Source organism: Peptoniphilus harei, assembly GCF_900454685.1.
Lineage (GTDB): Bacteria > Bacillota > Clostridia > Tissierellales > Peptoniphilaceae > Peptoniphilus_A > Peptoniphilus_A harei.
In genome coordinates this window covers 764,557-779,687 of record NZ_UATM01000032.1, presented here as the reverse complement: position 1 = coordinate 779,687, position 15,131 = coordinate 764,557, and the positions used below count along the sequence as shown (strand labels likewise).

Annotated in this window: 14 protein-coding genes; 3 read left to right on the top strand and 11 right to left on the bottom strand. The window is 37.6% G+C overall.

Features of this window, described 5'->3' with window-relative positions; all coding sequences use genetic code 11:
* Nucleotides 1–106: 106 nt before the first annotated feature.
* The 5 genes from ahpF to DRZ96_RS05025 form a co-directional block, all read right to left on the bottom strand.
* A complete protein-coding gene (gene ahpF / locus DRZ96_RS05045; RefSeq protein ID WP_112889827.1) occupies nucleotides 107–1,630 on the bottom strand; it encodes an alkyl hydroperoxide reductase subunit F in 1,524 nt (507 codons plus the stop codon).
* Nucleotides 1,630–2,199 carry an alkyl hydroperoxide reductase subunit C gene (gene ahpC, locus DRZ96_RS05040; RefSeq protein ID WP_112889826.1) on the bottom strand — a complete coding sequence of 190 codons (570 nt, stop codon included), beginning with the start codon at nucleotides 2,197–2,199 and terminating at the stop codon, nucleotides 1,630–1,632. Before ahpC ends, ahpF begins: the two co-directional genes overlap by 1 nt.
* A gap of 158 nt (nucleotides 2,200–2,357) precedes the next feature.
* On the bottom strand, nucleotides 2,358–3,158 hold the full coding sequence (locus tag DRZ96_RS05035; RefSeq protein WP_112889825.1) for an ABC transporter ATP-binding protein: 801 nt from the start codon (nucleotides 3,156–3,158) through the stop codon (nucleotides 2,358–2,360).
* Nucleotides 3,155–4,183, bottom strand: coding sequence for a FecCD family ABC transporter permease (locus DRZ96_RS05030; protein ID WP_112889824.1), 1,029 nt, complete (start codon nucleotides 4,181–4,183; stop codon nucleotides 3,155–3,157). The genes DRZ96_RS05035 and DRZ96_RS05030 overlap by 4 nt, the downstream gene beginning before the upstream one ends.
* Nucleotides 4,180–5,322: an ABC transporter substrate-binding protein gene (locus DRZ96_RS05025; RefSeq protein WP_112889823.1), complete on the bottom strand. Its 1,143-nt coding sequence runs from the start codon at nucleotides 5,320–5,322 to the stop codon at nucleotides 4,180–4,182. The genes DRZ96_RS05030 and DRZ96_RS05025 overlap by 4 nt, the downstream gene beginning before the upstream one ends.
* A 210-nt stretch (nucleotides 5,323–5,532) precedes the next feature.
* Between DRZ96_RS05025 and DRZ96_RS05020 the strand changes: the two genes are divergently transcribed.
* Together DRZ96_RS05020 and DRZ96_RS05015 are read left to right on the top strand one after the other, a co-directional pair.
* Entirely contained in the window at nucleotides 5,533–6,330 is a 798-nt protein-coding gene (locus tag DRZ96_RS05020) for an electron transfer flavoprotein subunit beta/FixA family protein (protein ID WP_112889822.1), read from the top strand.
* 8 nt (nucleotides 6,331–6,338) lie between these two features.
* Complete coding sequence (locus DRZ96_RS05015) at nucleotides 6,339–7,334, top strand: electron transfer flavoprotein subunit alpha/FixB family protein (protein ID WP_112889821.1); 996 nt, start codon at nucleotides 6,339–6,341, stop codon at nucleotides 7,332–7,334.
* A gap of 292 nt (nucleotides 7,335–7,626) precedes the next feature.
* Here the strand turns inward: DRZ96_RS05015 and DRZ96_RS05010 are convergent, their stop codons facing one another.
* From DRZ96_RS05010 to DRZ96_RS04985, 6 genes are read right to left on the bottom strand one after another with little or no spacing between them, the layout of a single operon-like run.
* Complete coding sequence (locus DRZ96_RS05010) at nucleotides 7,627–8,319, bottom strand: LrgB family protein (protein WP_112889820.1); 693 nt, start codon at nucleotides 8,317–8,319, stop codon at nucleotides 7,627–7,629.
* On the bottom strand, nucleotides 8,312–8,662 hold the full coding sequence (locus DRZ96_RS05005; protein WP_112889819.1) for a CidA/LrgA family protein: 351 nt from the start codon (nucleotides 8,660–8,662) through the stop codon (nucleotides 8,312–8,314). The genes DRZ96_RS05010 and DRZ96_RS05005 overlap by 8 nt, the downstream gene beginning before the upstream one ends.
* Before the next feature lie 10 nt (nucleotides 8,663–8,672).
* Nucleotides 8,673–9,644: an electron transfer flavoprotein subunit alpha/FixB family protein gene (locus DRZ96_RS05000; protein ID WP_112889818.1), complete on the bottom strand. Its 972-nt coding sequence runs from the start codon at nucleotides 9,642–9,644 to the stop codon at nucleotides 8,673–8,675.
* A 12-nt stretch (nucleotides 9,645–9,656) separates the two neighbouring features.
* Entirely contained in the window at nucleotides 9,657–10,433 is a 777-nt protein-coding gene (locus DRZ96_RS04995; RefSeq protein ID WP_112889817.1) for an electron transfer flavoprotein subunit beta/FixA family protein, read from the bottom strand.
* Between the two features lie 10 nt (nucleotides 10,434–10,443).
* Nucleotides 10,444–11,580, bottom strand: coding sequence for an acyl-CoA dehydrogenase family protein (locus DRZ96_RS04990; protein WP_112889816.1), 1,137 nt, complete (start codon nucleotides 11,578–11,580; stop codon nucleotides 10,444–10,446).
* A gap of 19 nt (nucleotides 11,581–11,599) precedes the next feature.
* Nucleotides 11,600–13,012 (bottom strand): FAD-binding oxidoreductase, encoded by a 1,413-nt coding sequence (locus DRZ96_RS04985; protein WP_112889815.1) that lies wholly within the window; start codon nucleotides 13,010–13,012, stop codon nucleotides 11,600–11,602.
* Nucleotides 13,013–13,183: 171 nt separating this feature from the next.
* Here DRZ96_RS04985 and DRZ96_RS04980 point away from each other — a divergent pair, with 171 nt between their 5' ends.
* Entirely contained in the window at nucleotides 13,184–14,620 is a 1,437-nt protein-coding gene (locus tag DRZ96_RS04980) for a hypothetical protein (protein WP_112889814.1), read from the top strand.
* Nucleotides 14,621–15,131 lie beyond the last annotated feature (511 nt).

Here is a 15,131-nt window from a genome sequence, read left to right as displayed (position 1 = left end):
GGACTCCATATTATAGAAAGAATTAAAAAAAGTATGGCAGACCACCATACTTTTCATACACTTTTTATTACTAATTTTATTTTTATAGCTTTAATTTTTAAAAAGATCACTTGGACTTAGTCATTAAATAATTGTAGGCACCTAGGGCAGCTGTTGCGCCAGATCCTTCTGCTATGACAATTTGCTTAAAGGCTGAGTTAGTGCAGTCCCCTGCTCCGTAAACTCCTTCAAGGCTTGTAGCCCCAAACTCATTTACAATAATTTCTCCACGAGAATTTTTTTCCACCATGTCTGCCCACTCAGTCATTGGCACAAGTCCAACTTGGATAAAGCAACCTTCAGTCTTTTCTTCTATGACTTCGCCACTTATCCTATCCTTGTAAGAAATTTTTTCTAAAACTTTTTCTCCAGTCAAGGCTTGGGTTTCTGCATTAGTAACTATTCTTACATTTTTAAATTCCCTTAGCTTATCTTGAAGAACCTTGTCTGCCTTTAGTTCTGGCAAAAATTCTAGGACTAGGACTTCCTTGGCAAGGCTGGCAAGATCAATTGCAGCTTCTATACCAGAGTTGCCTCCACCTATTACTGTTACCTTCTTACCCTTAAAGAGTGGTCCGTCACAGTGAGTGCAGTAGGCAACGCCCTTGTTCCTAAATTCTATTTCTCCAGGAATTCCAATTAACCTCCACTTGGCACCAGTAGCTATTATAATAGTCTTGGCAAAGAGTTCTCCTTTATTAGTTATAACTTTTAAAGCTTCGCCTTCTTCTATACCAGTTACAGATGCACCTTCAATAATATCAACCTTGTACTTATCCAGATGAGCCTTCACATCATCCATGTAGTTTGGCCCTTCTGTGTACTCAATACCAGTGATGTTTTCTATCGAAAGAGTTTCCTTAACTTGGCCACCAAATTCTTCAGCTACAAGTCCAACTTTTGTTCCTTTTCTCGCTCCATAGATGGCTGCTGTTGCCCCACCAGGGCCTCCACCTATTATCAGGCAGTCATAAAGAGGCTTTTCTTCAAACCTTAGGTCAACTTCTTCCTTCTTTATCTTATTTAAGATTTCATTTAAGGAAATTTTTCCACTATTAAAAACTTCTCCATTTACATAAGTTGTTGGCACCGCAAGTACACCAAGGTCTTCAACATAGTCAGTGAAGACAGAACCGTCCACCATTGTGTGGGAGATCTTTGGGTTTAGGACTGCCATAATGTTTAGAGCCTGAACTACTTCAGGGCAATTGTGGCAGGATAGGCTGACCATGGTTTCGAAATTCATTTCATCCTCTATTTCCATAATCCTTTCCCTAGTCTTGTCATCAATCTTTGGTGGGCGACCTACAACTTGTAGGATGGCAAGTATAAAGGACTCAAACTCGTGGCCAAGGGGTATGCCTGCAAAAATTATTCCACTGCTACTATCTGATGAAAGGCTAAAGCTTGGCTTAAACTTTAAGTCAGCTTCTTCAACCTTAATCTTATCTGTAAGGCTTATTACTTCATCAACAAAGTCCCTTAACTTTTTAGAATTTTCTGAATCATCAAGGCTAAGAGTAATTACAAGCTCTCTCTCGAGAAGTTGTAAATATCCCTTAACCTGATTTTTTAAATTTTGATCTAACATTAGATCTTGCCAACTAGGTCTAATCCTGGAGTTAAAGTATTGCCAGATTGTTTCCATTTTGCTGGACATACTTGGCCAGGATTGTTTCTTACAAATTGTCCTGCACGAATCTTGTCAATAACTTGGCTTGCGTCACGGCCAATTCCATCTGCATTGATTTCCAAAGTTTGGATCACTCCATCTGGATCAATTATAAAAGTAGCCCTTTGTGCAAGGCCTGCTTCTTCATCAAGGACATCAAAGTCTCTTGCAATTGACTTGTGAGGGTCAGCCAGCATTGTGAACTCAAGCTTACTAATAGCTTCAGAGTGGTCATGCCATGCCTTGTGAACGAAGTGAGTGTCAGTTGACATAGAGTAAACTTCAGCTCCCAGTTCCTTTAACTTTGCATATTGTTCTTGCATATCTTCAAGTTCAGTTGGACATACAAAAGTAAAATCAGCAGGGTAGAACATTAAAACTGTCCATTTGCCTTCAAAATCTTTATTAGAAACTTCTACAAACTCTTCCTTGCTAGGGGCATAGCCCATAGTTTTAAACTCAGGTATTTTCTTTCCTATTTGTGACATATTGTCCTCCTTATATTTTTAAAGTTTATTTGATATTCTCTATCAATTTATCTATACCCACAAAAACCGGGGATTTTTAAATATATCATCTTTTTAATCTTAACTCTCCCCTATAAAATAAAAAAAGAAGTATGACCTCCATACTTCCAATATATTTTCTATTTTAAATTTTCATCTTTTATGCCAAGAGGTATTACCCTCTCATAGGTCTTCCCATCAATTTGAAACTCTGAAATACTTACATCAACAGAAAAAGATTTTTTTAAGTTTTCCCTTGTGAGGACCTCCCTAGTTGGTCCAAACTCATAGGTCTTGTCATAGCTTAGCAAGAGGCACTTGTTGGAAATGGAAAGGGCATGGTCTGGATAGTGGGTGTTCATTACTATAATGACACCTGACTCTGCCAAACTCTTTATCAAATTTAAGATTACCATTTGATTCTTGTAGTCCAGGCCACTTTCTGGTTCATCCAAAATTATAATCTGTGGATCCTTCATAAGACTCCTTGCAATTAAGAGCATTTGAACTTCTCCCCCACTCATCTGGTCTGATACCTTGTCACGCAAGTGATAGATTCCTATGGACTTCATAACTTCTTCTGCCCTTCTTAGGTCCTTGTCCCTTGGCTTCTCAAAGATTGACATTGAAGAAGTAGAACCAAAGAGGACCATCTCAAGGCCTGTGTAGGCAAAGGCAGAAGACCTCTTTTGAGGGATATAGGATATTTTTGACCAAAGTTCTCTCTCTTTAATAGAAGAAATATTTTTCCCATCTAAAAAAGTTCCACCGGATGTCCATGGGAGTAGACCTGTCAGGCACCTTATGAGGGTAGTCTTTCCCACCCCGTTGGGTCCAAGTATAGAGAGGACATCAGAGTCTTCAAGAGAGAAATTTATATCCTTCAATATAAAATCAGACTTTTTAAATTTAAAATTTCCTCCAGAAACTTCTAGCTTCATTTAAAAATCCCTCCTGACCTTCTCATTAAGATTATAAAAATTGGTGCCCCTATAATTGCTGTTAAAATTGAAATTGGAAGCTCAATTACCGAAACTGTCCTCGATAGTGCTTCGATTAGGATCATAAAGCCTGCCCCAAAACTTATTCCCAGGGGCAAGGTGTAGAGGTTGTTGGACCCCACCATCAACCTCACAAGATGGGGAATAATCAAGCCGATCCAACCAATTTGCCCACAAATAGAAACTGAGGACGCAGTTATAAGGGTAGCTGCAAGTATAAAAATCAACCTAGTCTTCTTGACATTTATACCAAGTGACCTGGCCTCGTCTTCTGAAAGTGACAAGAGGTTGAGGCTCCACCTCATCTTGTAGATTACAATCATAGAAATCAAGATAAGGGGACCTGCCAAGGCTAGGTTCTTGTAAGAAGTCCTACCAAAGGACCCCATTAGCCAGTAGGTGATTTGTGGCAACTTGTCCATGGGGTCAGCTGTGTACTTAAGGAGGGAAGCCAGGGCATTGGCAAGAGAAGAGACAATTATCCCTGCCAAGACCAGCATTATCATAGAGGTCTCGTCCCTCTTCACAAGATTAATTGTCATGAGGATTGAAAGGAGTCCAAAGACCATGGCAAAAACTTGAATCCCCATGGTCCCAAGAGAAAATATTATACCTAGGACTGCCCCAAGGGATGCTGCCGATGTAACCCCCAAGATATCTGGGGTTGCAAGAGGATTTGAAAAAAGTGCCTGGAAGGCAATCCCTGCGGCAGTAAGTCCTCCCCCAACAATGAGGGCTGTTAGGACCCTTGGCAGCCTAATATTTATAATTAAAGACTCCATAAGGGGATCAACTTGCCCTCCACCTATTAAATTTTTAAAAAATAAAATAATTTCTGCTATTTTAATATCCATCCTCCCCATGGAAAGACCAATAAGGCCACAGGCCAGGGGAAAGAAAATTAAAATAAAATAAACATAGGGATGAAGTCTCCCATCATCCCTAGTCCAAAAGTTTTTTGTCATATATTAAACATGTCCTCGATTTGTTCATCTGTAAGTTCATAATTGTACCACTTAGCGTAGTAGTCCTTGATGACCTTATTTAAGTCGTAGTCCTTAAAGGCTTCAGGATAAGTTTCACTTGCAAGCCAAGCTAAAACTAGTGGAGCATCTGGGTTTGGTGTTAACCAATTCCACATACCAAGCTTTGAATTGTAAACTCTCTTATCCTTAACAGACTTTAAGTTTGAAAAATCAAAACCTTCAACAGTGTTGTTGTAAACTTCTTCCCTCTTTATATCCAATAGACCAGGTCCATCAAGGTAAAATACATCAGGATTCCACTTGTAAATTTCTTCCACATTTACCTTTGCATAACCCTTGGCATCTTGGGCAACATTATTTACCCCAAGTCTCTTTAGCCAGAAGTCTCCAAAAGTTCCCTTACCGGCAACAATTGGTGTACCTTCAACATATTTCCAAAGGATCATACCACTTGGTCTGTCAGCTTCAGGCACTGTGGCAATTCTCTTTTCAACATCTTTTACAATGTCATCGCCTGCCGCCAAGAAATTATCCATCTTGCCTTCTTCGCCAAAGACATCTTCAAGAAGTTTTAGCCATTCGCCATATCTGTTAATAGGGTCAGCTGGAGTGTCTGCTCCCATAGTTACAAAACCTACACAAGGAACTCCAGTCTTTGCCAACTTTTCATAACGGTCTTGGTTCTTAGCGTTGTAGAAAATTACATCTGGCTCTAACTTAATAATTTCTTCCACGTTGATGTCAGATTGACCTTGAACTGTGTTTGTTGTGTCAAGAAGTTCAGGTGCAATATCTTGAAGAACTGTGTTAGAAATAACTTGTTTTAGTGAACCAGCGTAACCAACAATGTAAGGAGCCTTACCTTCATTGTATGCCATGTAAGTAGAAAGAATTGGCACTTGGTCAATTACAATCTTTTCAATCTTATCTGGCACTTCAAGTTCACGACCTGCGTGGTCAACTATCTTATGACTTCCAGTCTTTTCCTCAGTGGCAACCTTAGTGTCATTGACTTTTTCATTTGCCCCATCATTAGTCTTTTGAGCACAGCCAGTCATTAAAAGACCAACCATTGTAGCTATAAGCATAAGGCTGGAAAACTTTTTAAATTTTTTCATCTTATATAAACCTTCTTCCTATATAAAAATAATAAACTTCCTCTTCCATTATAATACAAGCAAAAAAAATTTTAAGTACCTTATGAAATAAAGTGAATTTATTTAAGGTTTTTTTGATTATTTTTATCACTTATAAAAATTTTCTTAATACTTTCGCCATTTTGGGGTATGATATAAGTATATTGAAGTAAAAATATTTTAGGAGGAACTATGAAAATATTATTATTAATGAAAATTGTTCCTGACACAACAAATGCAAAAATCGATCCAGAAACAAAAAACCTCAAGAGAGATGGAATCAAAACAGTTATTAACCCATCAGACCTTTGTGGTTTAAAATTTGCACTTAATGTCAAAGAACAAGTGGAAGAAGAAGTACAAATCGACGTGCTAACTATGGGACCACCAGACGGAGAAAAATACCTTCGCGAATGTATCCAAATGGGTGCAGAAGAAGCTTACCTATTAGAAGGAATAGAGTTCAAGGGTTCTGATACCTTTGCAACATCCTATGCCATAACAGAAGCCATTAAACAAATTGGCGAATACGACATCATCTTCACAGGTGACCAAACAATGGACGGAGACACAGGACAAGTTGGCCCACAAATCGCTGAAAGACTTGGCATGAACCAAGTTACTTATGTATCAGACATTAACTACAAGGACGGCGAATTTGAAGTTAAGAGAAAAGTTGCTGACGGAACTGAAACAGTTTCCCTAAAGGCACCTTTCCTTGCATCAGCACTAAAGGGTTCAGTAAACAAACCTTCAAAGTTTGCCCTAAAGAGATCTAAGATTGCAAAAGAAAAAGAAATCCATGACCTAACTGCAGACAAACTTGGACTTGACCTTGATAAAATTGGACAAAAGGGATCCCTTACAGTTGTAAAAGACCTTTCAGCTCCAGACAAGTTTGAAACAGGCAAGATAATTGATGAAGGTTCTGCTGACAAGAATATAGACGCAGTTATAAAGATAATCGAAGATGCGAAAGTTTTAGTGTAGGTGATAAAATGAAAAAAGGAAATATTTGGGTAGTAAACGAATCTTCAGAAGGCTCACTTTCACTTATAACTAAAGAAATAATGTCTATAGCGAGAGAACTTTCTGATGAATTAGATAGAGAACTTGTGGCAGTAGAAATTGGTCACAATAATGATGACAAGGCAAAATTATCAGGCAACCTTGGAGCCGACAAGGTAATCCAAGTTTCTGATGAACTTCTAGAAAATTACAACACAATGGCCTATGCCAAAGTATTAGATGGTCTAATGGAAAAATACGATCCAGCAATTGTTATGCTTCCAGCATCCCATGATGGACGTGACCTTGCAGGTAGGGTTTCAGCAAAAAGAGGAGTTGGACTTGTTGCCGACTGTTCCAGCGTTGAAATAACTGAAGACAAGGAAGACATCAAGTGGATAAGACCTTCTTTTGACGGAAAACTATTCTGCGACGTAAGAATCACATCCGAAACCATGATGGCTACAATTGGTAGAGGTGGCTTTGTTGAAGCTCCTTTCAACGAATCAAAAGAAGCAGAAGTAATAAAAGAAGATGCAAATATTACAGAAGACGATATTAAGACAAAATTCATTGACTTCGAAAAAGAAGAAATCAATCCACTTCTTGACAAGCTAATGAATGCAAAAGTTGTTGTATCAGGTGGTAGAGGACTTGGCGGACCAGAAAACTGGCACCTAGTAGAAGAACTTGCAGAAGCACTTGGCGGTGCAGTTGGAGCAACTAAGGCTGTAACTGACCTTGGCTGGTGTGACAAGGACCTTCAAGTTGGTGTAACTGGTGTTCAAGTAAGACCAGACCTCTACATTGCCCTTGGACTTTCAGGAGCAATCCAACACACTAAGGGTATGGAAGACTCAACAACTATAATTGCCATCAACAACGACCCAGACGCTGCCATCTTTAAGACAGCCCACTACGGAATTGTTGACGACTTATTTAATGTAGTTCCTGGATTAATAGAAGCAATAAAAAATAGAAGATAATGATAAAAAAAACCGAGACGAGTCTCGGTTTTTTGGTGAGAATAAAGGAACACAGATTTTCGACAAGCAAAAATCTGCGGGCAAACTTATCAAAATTTCTTGGAGAAATTTGATCAAGTCTCAGCCATGTGACCGAATAGAGATCATTGTCTAGTGAGTCGGATATTTTGAAATAATATAAATTAAAAAAGCTTGGTGAAATTTTACACTCACCAAGCTTTTTTAATGATTATACCTATTGAGGGAGACAATAGGCCTTTATATACATATTCTTTACTTATATTTATCTTAATCAAAATAACATCTCTATAACTCTCATTGCAACAGGCATTAGGATTACAGTCACAAGACCTGCCACTGCAATAGAAAGTCCACTCATAGCTCCTTGGATTTCTCCAAGCTTTCTCGCTTCAGAAGTACCAACAGCGTGAGAAGAAGTACCAATGGCAACTCCTTGTGCAGTTGGGTCCTTGATCCTAAAGAGTTTCATAATAAGTGGAGCGATTACTGCGCCAGTAACCCCTCTTATAACTACAAGAACAGCAGTTATAGCAGAAGCTCCACCATACTCTTCAGAAAGAGAAATTGCAATTGCTGTTGTGATTGATTGTGGAGTTGAGGATACCACAAGATTTTCGTCAATGCCCAAGAAGCTTGAAGCGAAAATTACAAAAAATATAGCAATAGCAGAACCTAAAATTGTTCCAGAAAGAATAGGGATTAAGTTCTTCTTAAGTTCTGGAAGGTTTTCGTACAAATCAACTACCATGGCAACTGTAGCAGGAGCGATAAAGAACATAATAAAGTCCCCGCCTTGCTTGTAATCTTCATAGGGAATACCAGTTACCTTTAAAAATAATATACATAGGGCAATGGATATTAAAAGAGGATTGGCCAAAGGAGTCTTTAGTTTCTTGTTGATCATCTTACCAATTTCAAAAGTCGCAAAGGTAAGGATGATACCAAAATATTTATTACTAAACATCTTTCCTCCTTTGTAAAAGTTCTATAATCTTGCCAGTTAGGCCCATAGTGATAGCAGTACCAATAATAACTAGTCCAACTAGTAGGCCTGCTTGGCCCTTTATCTCATCATAGCTATTGATAATACCAACACCAGCTGGCACAAAAAGAATAGCTAGGTTTTGTAGGATACCATTTGAAGTCTTTTTAACATCATCTGGCTTAATAATTCCTACTGCAAAAGCAATAAATAGATAGATCATCCCATATACCGCTTCAGGTATTGGGAAGTTTATCAAGTGTCTTGTCGCTACCCCAAGCATTAAACATACACAAAGTATGACAAATTCCTTTAAATAATTCATAGGTCACCTATTAAGCGTTAGCTTTTATTTTCTTAATTTCTTCAATAAATAGTGGAAGAACTTGTTTACAATCTCCAACAATTCCAATATCAGCCATATCAAAAATAGGAGCGTCTTCGTCCTTATTGATAGCTACGATAAAGTTTGAGTTTTCAATACCAGAAACGTGTTGAACAGCACCACTTACACCACAACCGATGTATAGGGCTGGAGCAACAATCTTACCTGATTGACCAATTTGTGAAGCCTTTGGAAGTACACCATCGTCAATAACTGGTCTTGTTCCTGAAATTGGAGCACCAAATACGTCAGCAAGTTCCTTTACAAGTGGGAAGATTTCATCAGATGATGCACCCCTACCACAAGTAACAATAATTGGAGCATCTTCAAGGTTAATTAGTCCTTCATTTGCAGTAACAATATCCTTGATAACTGCCTTTAGGTCCTTAACTTCATCAATATTTTCTTCTACAAGATTGCCTGCACCGTTAAGGTCGTCTCTCTTGTCAAAGGATTCTGCCCTTACAACAGCAATTCTTGGAGCCTTTTCGATTTTTGATTCAGTTAAAACAGTTGCACCATAAGAAGGAGTTACATAGATTATGTCGTCACCTTCGAACTTAATGTCCATTACGTTAGTAATAGAAACTGTGTCAAGACTTGCAGCAGCATAAGGAGCTAGGTCCTTACCGTCAAGAGTTCCTGGGATAAATATGTCTTCACAGTCATATTTTTTAGAAACTTCAACAATAATATTTGCGAAGTCTTCTAGGTTATAAGCTTCTCTTTTTACAAGTACAATTTCTTCTGCTCCAGCAGCCTTTAGCTTAGCTAATTCATCATCAGCAAGTTCAAAATTAATAAGAGCAACTGACTTGCCACCCTTTTCTTTTGCGATTTCACTTGCCTTAGAAAGAGACTCTAAAGAAAGTTTAATAGGAGCAGCGTCTTTAATTTCTATATAAGTTAATATATTTTTCATCTTTTCCTCCTATTATAAAACCTTTTGTTCTACCATTAGGCTAATAGCCTTAGCTACAGTATCTTCAACTTCTTCTTCTTGGATCTTAACTCCAGCTTCCCTCTTCTTAGGTTCGAAGTCCTTAATTTCTTCAAGAATTGGGCTAGAAGTTGCTTCTACTTCGAAGTCATCAATCTTTTGTCTTCTTGCAGCCATCTTAGATTTTATAGTAGGGTATCTTGGCTCATAATCTGGTTTAGCAATTGTTACAACAGATGGAAGAGAAGTTTCAACTTGTCTATATCCACCGTCTATTTCTTGCTTAGTTACAAGCTTGTCACCGTCTTTTTCCATTGCAATAACAGATGTAACAACACCAAGACCGTTTTTATTTGCATAGTAAACTCCAACTTGTGAAGCTTCTGCATCTGTAGTTTCTTTACCGAAGCAAATTACATCAAAAGCACCAAGTTCTGCTTCTAATTTTTCCTTTGCTCCCATTAGAATTTCAGTTATAGCCTTAGCATCAAGCTTTCTATAATCATCATTCTTAACTAAGTAAGCTTTGTCAGCACCAACTGCTAGACAGTTTTTAAGAGAGTTCTTAACTCCTTCATTTCCTATAGAAACTACAACTACTTGACTTTCTTCGTCTTCTTGAGCTTCCTTTAATCTTACAGCCATTTCTAGGGAGTAAGTGTCGAAAGCATTAACAACAGGCGTGATATCAGAGATAGCAGCTCTGTCCTCTTGGACAGAAACTGCTACTGAATCATCAGGCACTTCTTTTATAAATACTAGAATATTCATTATATAATCCTTAACCTCTCAATAAATTATTAGAAACTACAATTCTTAAAATTTCGTTAGTACCTTCAAAAATTTGGAAGATCTTAGCATCTCTTAGAAGCTTTTCAACAGGATATTCTCTTGAGTATCCATATCCACCAAATAATTGGATAGCATCTTCAGCAACTCTCATAGCTATATCAGAAGCATAGCATTTAGCAATTGCAGATTCTCTATTATAAGTTAGTCCCATGTCCATTCTAGTAAGAGCGTTAGCAACCATTTGTCTTGCAACTTCTGTTTGAATGTCCATATCTGCTAATTTAAATTGGATAGCTTGGTTCTTGTTAATTTGTTTACCGAATTGGATTCTTTCAGTTGTATATTTTTTAGCTTCGTCAATACCTCTTTGAGCAATACCAACAGCGATACAACCCATCCAAGCCCTTGCTTGGTCAAGAGTCTTCATTGCTATAGAGAATCCTTGTCCTTCTTGGCCAATAAGGTTCTTAGCAGGAATTCTACAGTCTTCAAGAACGACATCAGTTGTGTTTGAAGTTCTGATTCCCATCTTGTCTTCTTCCTTACCAGCACTTAGACCAGGAGTTCCAGCTGGTACTAGGAACATTGATAGGCCTCTAACACCTTGAGACTTGTCTGTAGCTGCAGTAATACAGTAGTAAGATGCAACAGCACCGTTAGTGATGAAGCATTTTCTTCCGTTTAATACGTATTCGTCACCGTCTTTTACAGCTGTAGTAGTTCCTGCACTAGCGTCAGAACCAGCACCTGGCTCAGTTAGACAGAAAGCTCCAAGTCCACCTTCGAAAGTTACATCAGCAATATATTCCTTTTGTTCTTGGTTTCCAGCAATAAGAACTGGTTTCATACCAAGACCAGATGCAGAAATAGTAGTAGCAAAACCAGCGTCAGCCTTAGCCATTTCTTCAAATAGGGCAGCTATATCAACCCTAGAAAGACCAGGTCCACCTAGTTCTTCAGGAACTTCAAGGGCAAAGTAACCTTGTTCCTTTGCCTTTTCATAAAGTTCTTCTGGGAATTCGCCAGTCCTATCTGCTTCCTTACAAACTTCTACAACTTCTTTTTCACAAAAATTTCTAATATCTAAAAGTAAGTCCTGTGCTTCTTCTGAAATTAAATATGGCATTAATTAAAATCTCCTTCTATTAAACAACTTTATCTGGGTTAAGAATTAAGTTTGGATCAAATACTTTCTTGATTCCTCTCATAAGCTCAGTGTTAACTTCGCCTTCGAATTCGTGTAAGAAAGCCTTCTTACCGTATCCAATACCGTGTTCACCAGAAATTTGTCCACCAAACTCATAAGCCTTCTTGTAAATGTCATTCATGAATACATCAACTTGCTTAATAAATTCATCTTTTTCCATGTCATTTGAGCAAGTGTAAATGTGTAAGTTACCGTCACCAGCATGACCAAAAGACTTAACTTCAAATGGGAAGTCCTTTGCTCTTTCGTTTACATAGTGAACATACTTAGCAATCATGTTGATAGGAACAACAACGTCACATTCGTCAAGAAGCTTAGTTTGAGATTCAATAGCTTCTAGGAAAGAAGATCTAGCAGCCCAAGCTTCCTTCATCTTGTTTGGAGTATCAGCAACTAAAATGTCAATTGCTCCAGCTTCCATAAGAACTTCAGCAGCTTGTTCAACAATATCGTTAAGTGCATCTTCATCTTCATCATCAAAAGTGATAAGAAGGTAAGCACCAATTTCAATTCCTTCTAATTCCTTAGGGAAAGTTGACTTTCCAATATAGATTTCTGACATGTCAACAATTTCTTTTTCCATGAACTCAATAGCTTGAGGATTTAAGTTAGCCTTAAATAATTGTGGAACAGTAGAAATACAAGTGTCAAGATCTTCGTAAGGAACGATTAAAGACATAGTTTCCTTAGGAGCTGGGATGATCTTAAGAGTAAGCTCAGTGATAATACCAAGAGTACCTTCAGAACCAATCATAAGGTCCTTAAGAGAGAAACCAGTAGAAGTCTTAGAAACAGTTGCACCAAAAGTAGTGATTTCACCAGTTGGAGTAACAACTTCCATAGAACGTACATAGTTTCTAGTAGTACCATACTTAACAGCCCTCATACCACCAGCGTTAGTTGCTACATTTCCTCCTAAAGTAGCAAACTTTTCACCTGGATCAGGTGGATACATGTAACCCTTAGATAGGCAGTCTTCAGCAAGGTCGTTTAAAAGAACACCAGGTTCAACCCTAACAACCATGTTTTCTTCATCATAATCAAGAATCTTGTTCATTGATTGCATGTTAATCATAACTCCACCGTGTCTAGAAACACCAGCACCAGTAAGACCAGTACCAGCACCTCTTGGCACTACAGGAATCTTATTTTCATTACAAATCTTTACAACCTTAGCGATTTCTTCAGCATTAGTTGCGTCAACAACAAGTTCAGGTTGTCCTTCACCGTAAATAGGCATTTCATCGTGGAAGAAGTCGATGTTGATCTCTTCACCAACGTAAGTCTTGCCTGATACAGCATTTTTAATTTCTTCTATTACGTTTTCTGTAACAGTATTATAATTTACCATTTTTTCCCTCCAATAATTCATTAAAAATATTATTGTCTTTATTATATAATGGACAACTTGAAAAAAATTGTTTTCCCGCTTGAAATCTCTTGAATTTTTTCGACAATATTTGACTTTTATTCAAGCAAATAATATAATTATCTTGTATTTATAAGAGATTGGAGGGATTTTATGTGGCAATATAGACAGGCCTTTAAGACATTAGTGGACCTGACAAATACAAAACTTTCCACCATTGCCTTTACCCTAGGTTATGACATATCCTACATAAGCAAGTGGAACAGTGGAAGAAAGCTGCCATCATCAAAGAACATCTACACAATAAATAGGAAGCTGTCCACCCTATTTGCCAAAGCCATAGTAGAAGAAGACAAAATAGATGACTTTTTCCTTGCATTCAACTTGAATAATAAGGAAATCTTGACTAAAGAGTCAAAAAAGGCCCTAGAAGTCTTGATCTACAAGCTCCTAAACGAAGCCTACATGAACTCCAACCAGGACCTTCCCATGGACAAGGTCTCAAATACAAATCTCATCTTCAAAAACTCATCAATAGACAAGGAACTAAAAGAAATTTTGGAGAAAACACTTGGGAAAAAGAAAAAAGTTGACATCTGGGCAACTTTTGACATAAATAGTCACTTCGCCCAAATCCTCTTGCAAGTTGGCAAAAACATGGATAAGGACGTGGAATTCAACCTCCACCTCCTTTGCAAAAAAGAAGACCTAGAAGACTTTGATATCCTAAAAAATATCACAGACAACTCTAGGATCAACATAGAGCTTTATGAGGACCCAGGCCTTGACTACAACTTTATCCTAGTAAGAGATACTGCCTACTTCATTCTTAGAGAAGAAACAACCTTCTCCTTTCTTACCCATGGAGAAGAACTAGACACCCTCTTTGAAATCACATCTTTTATAATGGGCCTTTTCAAAGACCTCAACAAGATAATAATATTTTCTCAGCCAGAAGAACTAGCAAAGTCCAGCTACAGGAAGTACTTCTACTCAGATAGCGACTTCCTCTTCCTATCTAACTACGGCTTTGAATTCTTATTACCCAATCCAATCATCGACAGGATAATCCAAAAAATTGATGACGAGAAAGACTTCAAGAAGGCAGAAGCCGAGAACATCAAGCTCCTTTGGGAAGAACTCTTCGCCGATGCAGAGATCAACTTCTTGACCACAAGGACCGGACTCTTGAAATACTTCGAGACAGGAGAAATCTACTACTGCTCCATAAGGGCAAGGCTCTCCATCGAGGAAATCGAAGCCCACTTGAATAACATAATCTCAGTTATGAAGAAAAACAAAAACATAAACTTCTACATCATCAAGGACAACAGGACCCTCCAAGCCATGGGCCTAGACAAATTTAACTTCTTCATAAACGAAAACAACATGTTCTTCAAGAAGATAGACGATGATGGAAGGCTCACTTCAACATCCCTTGTCACCGACTCCAAAATTCATCACAAGATCCACGACAGATTAGAAGAAATAATGGAGTCATCCTACAGCCAGAAGTATGAAGTAGATGACCTGGAAAAACTCTTCCATAAATACGCCCAAGTCTTTAAAAAAATGTCTCACAAGGCATAAGACTAATGGGAAGAAATTATCAATTATTTATTTAGAAATTAGTAAGAAGAAAATTTAGATTAATTAAAACAAATTTATTTAGAAAAAACATCGCTTAAAAATATTTATTTAGAAGAAATCAAATTAAAAATTTATTTTAGAAATTATTTTAAGTCTTAATAATAAGACAAGACTTTAAGAAAAATAATAACAAGCAAAAAACAATCACTCTATAAAATTAACTAACCAAAAACGAAAACATACTAGAAAAAGCTATGAGGATAACCCCATAGCTTTTTTTTCTTGGCTGAGACTTGATCAAATTTCTGCAAGAAATTTAGATAAGTCTGCCCGCAGATTTTTGCTTGTCAAAAATCTGTGTTCCTCTATTATAACTCGATCAAATTTCTGCAAGAAAATTTTATAAGATCTTCAAGAGACTTGCCAAAAATTCTTATTCCAGAAAAAAAAAGCATCCCTTTTTTATAATCTACTACCTCTTTGCCAATAATATCCTATTTTAAATCTTATC

Excerpts from the sequence above, each read along its gene's own strand:
- DRZ96_RS05025 (WP_112889823.1), bottom strand. The coding sequence starts at position 5,322 with ATGAAAAAATTTAAAAAGTTTTCCAGCCTTATGCTTATAGCTACAATG.
- DRZ96_RS04985 (WP_112889815.1), bottom strand. The coding sequence starts at position 13,012 with ATGGTAAATTATAATACTGTTACAGAAAACGTAATAGAAGAAATTAAA.
- DRZ96_RS04980 (WP_112889814.1), top strand. The coding sequence starts at position 13,184 with ATGTGGCAATATAGACAGGCCTTTAAGACATTAGTGGACCTGACAAAT.
- ahpC (WP_112889826.1), bottom strand. The coding sequence starts at position 2,199 with ATGTCACAAATAGGAAAGAAAATACCTGAGTTTAAAACTATGGGCTAT.
- DRZ96_RS05015 (WP_112889821.1), top strand. The coding sequence starts at position 6,339 with ATGAAAAAAGGAAATATTTGGGTAGTAAACGAATCTTCAGAAGGCTCA.
- DRZ96_RS05035 (WP_112889825.1), bottom strand. The coding sequence starts at position 3,158 with ATGAAGCTAGAAGTTTCTGGAGGAAATTTTAAATTTAAAAAGTCTGAT.
- DRZ96_RS04990 (WP_112889816.1), bottom strand. The coding sequence starts at position 11,580 with ATGCCATATTTAATTTCAGAAGAAGCACAGGACTTACTTTTAGATATT.
- DRZ96_RS05005 (WP_112889819.1), bottom strand. The coding sequence starts at position 8,662 with ATGAATTATTTAAAGGAATTTGTCATACTTTGTGTATGTTTAATGCTT.
- ahpF (WP_112889827.1), bottom strand. The coding sequence starts at position 1,630 with ATGTTAGATCAAAATTTAAAAAATCAGGTTAAGGGATATTTACAACTT.
- DRZ96_RS05000 (WP_112889818.1), bottom strand. The coding sequence starts at position 9,644 with ATGAAAAATATATTAACTTATATAGAAATTAAAGACGCTGCTCCTATT.
- DRZ96_RS04995 (WP_112889817.1), bottom strand. The coding sequence starts at position 10,433 with ATGAATATTCTAGTATTTATAAAAGAAGTGCCTGATGATTCAGTAGCA.
- DRZ96_RS05010 (WP_112889820.1), bottom strand. The coding sequence starts at position 8,319 with ATGTTTAGTAATAAATATTTTGGTATCATCCTTACCTTTGCGACTTTT.
- DRZ96_RS05020 (WP_112889822.1), top strand. The coding sequence starts at position 5,533 with ATGAAAATATTATTATTAATGAAAATTGTTCCTGACACAACAAATGCA.
- DRZ96_RS05030 (WP_112889824.1), bottom strand. The coding sequence starts at position 4,183 with ATGACAAAAAACTTTTGGACTAGGGATGATGGGAGACTTCATCCCTAT.